This is a genomic window from Alteromonas marina, assembly GCF_000808575.1.
Classification (GTDB): Bacteria; Pseudomonadota; Gammaproteobacteria; order Enterobacterales; family Alteromonadaceae; genus Alteromonas; species Alteromonas marina_A.
Genome location: NZ_JWLW01000035.1, coordinates 1 through 1379, shown reverse-complemented (window position 1 = coordinate 1379; position 1379 = coordinate 1). Strand labels below are relative to the sequence as shown.

General features: G+C 51.5%; 1 rRNA gene. It reads right to left on the bottom strand.

Annotation, left to right across the window (positions count from 1 at the left end):
• Positions 1-19: 19 nt before the first annotated feature.
• Positions 20-1379, bottom strand: a 23S ribosomal RNA gene (locus RJ41_RS14375); the annotation flags it as partial.

Below are 1379 nucleotides of genomic sequence, written 5' to 3'. Positions count from 1 at the left end.
AAAGCTTCTTGGGCGTTGTATGGTTAAGCCTCTCGGGCAATTAGTACAGGTTAGCTTAACGCCTTACAACGCTTCCACACCCTGCCTATCAACGTCATCGTCTATAACAACCCTTCCAGACCTTAAAGGTCAGGGATGACTCATCTTTGGGCCGGCTTCCCGCTTAGATGCTTTCAGCGGTTATCCGTTCCGAACATAGCTACCGGGCAATGCCATTGGCATGACAACCCGAACACCAGCGGTTCGTCCACTCCGGTCCTCTCGTACTAGGAGCAGCTCCCATCAATCATCCAACGCCCACACCAGATAGGGACCGAACTGTCTCACGACGTTCTAAACCCAGCTCGCGTACCACTTTAAATGGCGAACAGCCATACCCTTGGGACCGACTTCAGCCCCAGGATGTGATGAGCCGACATCGAGGTGCCAAACACCGCCGTCGATATGAACTCTTGGGCGGTATCAGCCTGTTATCCCCGGAGTACCTTTTATCCGTTGAGCGATGGCCCTTCCATACAGAACCACCGGATCACTATGACCTACTTTCGTACCTGCTCGACGTGTCTGTCTCGCAGTTAAGCTAGCTTATGCCATTGCACTAACCTCACGATGTCCGACCGTGATTAGCTAACCTTCGTGCTCCTCCGTTACTATTTGGGAGGAGACCGCCCCAGTCAAACTACCCACCAGACACTGTCCACAACCCCGATAAGGGGCCAATGTTAGAACATCAAACATACAAGGGTGGTATTTCAAGGACGGCTCCACACAATCTAGCGACTGTGCTTCAAAGCCTCCCACCTATCCTACACATGTAGGTTCAATGTTCAGTGCCAAGCTGTAGTAAAGGTTCACGGGGTCTTTCCGTCTAGGTGCGGGTACACAGCATCTTCACTGCGATTTCAATTTCACTGAGTCTCGGGTGGAGACAGCGTGGCCATGGTTACACCATTCGTGCAGGTCGGAACTTACCCGACAAGGAATTTCGCTACCTTAGGACCGTTATAGTTACGGCCGCCGTTTACCGGGGCTTCGATCAAGAGCTTCGTCCGAAAACTAACCCCATCAATTAACCTTCCGGCACCGGGCAGGTGTCACACCCTATACGTCCTCTTACGAGTTTGCAGAGTGCTGTGTTTTTAATAAACAGTCCCAGCCACCTGGTCACTGCGGCCTCCATTTGCTTACCACGCGAAGTGTTCACAAACAGAGGCGTACCTTCTCCCGAAGTTACGGTACAATTTTGCCGAGTTCCTTCACCCGAGTTCTCTCAAGCGCCTTAGTATTCTCTACCTGACCACCTGTGTCGGTTTGGGGTACGGTTCATATAATCATAAGTTTAGAAGCTTTTCCTGGAAGCAGGGCATCAACAACTTCAC